At 49.7% G+C, this 1950-nt stretch carries 2 protein-coding genes; both read right to left on the bottom strand.

Features of this window, described 5'->3' with window-relative positions; genetic code table 11:
* Positions 1-174 precede the first annotated feature (174 nt).
* Positions 175-747, bottom strand: a complete 573-nt coding sequence (locus tag ABYW01_RS20510) for a phosphoribosyltransferase (protein WP_372836347.1) — start codon at positions 745-747, stop codon at positions 175-177.
* 391 nt (positions 748-1138) lie between these two features.
* Positions 1139-1855, bottom strand: a complete 717-nt coding sequence (locus ABYW01_RS20505; protein WP_372836346.1) for a DUF5020 family protein — start codon at positions 1853-1855, stop codon at positions 1139-1141.
* Positions 1856-1950 lie beyond the last annotated feature (95 nt).

Genomic DNA, 1950 nt, shown 5'->3' with positions numbered 1-1950 from the left:
TTTGTAGGTTGGGTCGAGCGAAGCGATACCCAACAGAAAGGTTGCCCTACATTCGAAATAATTCACCACATCAAGGATGCTACTGTGAAGCATAAAAAAACCGGCCCCGGTGAAGTCCCTTTGAACTCCCCCGAAGCCGGTTTCTTTCAATCTAGCTGGAGCTGAAAGCGTTTCTTACTCGAAACGACCCAGCTCTGCCATCTTCGCTGCAACCGCCGCAAATTCCGGCTTATTCTGCAGAATCTCTTCTTTGCTCAGACCGTCCAACTCGTGCGGGAACACCAGCCACTCGTTAGTTTCGTGCACGTAGTAATCAGGCACGTTACCGGTCTTGTTGTTGGCAGGCTTGTAGTAAGGAGTCGCAATCCGGATCTCAGGCGTATTCTTCTTGCAGGCCTTTTTTAGTTCGATGATGGTCTGCTGAATACTCAAGCCGGAATCATGCACATCATCCACGATCAGCAGGGAGTCTTCAGATTCCAGACGTTTAATCAGGTAGGTCAGGCCGTGCACTTTAACGTGACGGCTGCGCTCACCGATACCGGTGTAAGAGGATGTACGGATCGCAATATGATCGGACTCAACACCCAGACAATCCAGCACTTCCTGTACAGAGATACCCACCGGAGCACCACCACGCCATACACCGACGATGTAATCTGGGCGGAAACCACTTTCAAATACCTGTAACGCCATCTGGGTAGAATCTTCCAGAAGCTGCTGGGCGCTGATATAAACTTTTTCCATACGGATCCTATTACTTAAAAAAATAAAACCGGGGCTTCTCCACCTGCTATACAGGTATTGATTCGGCTTCAGACGGGGTGTTGCCGAAGCTGAAGTAACCGCCGACTTTTCGTTGTATACAGTTCATAAAATATGCCGGGCATTATACACAGGAATGATTCTCTTCAGATACCACAACCCGACCTGCTTGAGTTTTTTGTGGTCGGCTTTGATACACATCGTGTATTGGGAATTTTTGGCTCCCAACCGCTAGCCCTGAAAACAGAAAAGCAGCCAACCGGCTGCTTTAATAACTGACTGTACAAGGTATCGCCGGTGGAGGTCTTCCAACCCTCACGGCCTCAGCACAGGCCAGGCTAAACCGGCCCACGGGCCGCAGCGACCTATACGTTTAAAAGTGCCACTTCACCAACAATGCAGGGTTACGCTCATCGACACCATCGATCCCAAATTTGTTGTTCCAGTATGCATACTCAAGACCCACATAAACCGGAGATTTGGTACCCATCACCTTGCCAACATTCCACTTCAGCTGAGAGGTAAAGTTCATCTCGGTTTCCAGGTTGCTACCGGAGGTGCTCCAATCGATAAAGCCGTCGTAAAGCAACTCAGCAGAGCCAAGGTTGAACGGCAGCCCCCAGGTCAGGGTCAGCTGTTCGTTGTCATCGGTGGTGTCATTACTGACATGGTAAATATTCGCGTTGAAGTACTGGAAACCCGGGACATCCAGGCTCACACCTACACCTGTCAGGTAGTTATCAAAACCTTCGCCACTCTCCCAGGTTCCCGCCAGATAGACGTCCTTAACCGGGCCAAACGACAGGTTACTGTCAGTCAGGTAGCCCAGACTCAGACGTGGCGCTAACTCAAAGTAGGTCTCCGTATCGCCGTTGTCGGACTTAAGTCGGTCCATGAAGAAGAACGTATCGCCCCAATTATGGCCACTGGCGTGTTCTACAGTGACAACCTGTCGATCAGGGTCTCCCACTTCATAATCACTGCCTTTCAGATAACTCAGACTAAAATCGCTCCAAAGCTGCTCGGCAAACGCAGGGGTCGAGATCATGGTTGCAGTTAACGTTAATGCAGCAGTCGTTTTCACCTTCATTCCTATTTCCTTTGGTTCTTATTTTTGTGTTTGTAATCGAGCCGCCCGTGACCTTCTCCCGGGTAAATGAGCCAACCCCAATACGATTTAAAGAC

This window comes from Pontibacterium sp., from assembly GCF_041587635.1.
Taxonomy (GTDB): domain Bacteria; phylum Pseudomonadota; class Gammaproteobacteria; order Pseudomonadales; family Balneatricaceae; genus Pontibacterium.
This window is presented reverse-complemented; position numbering and strand designations above follow the sequence as displayed.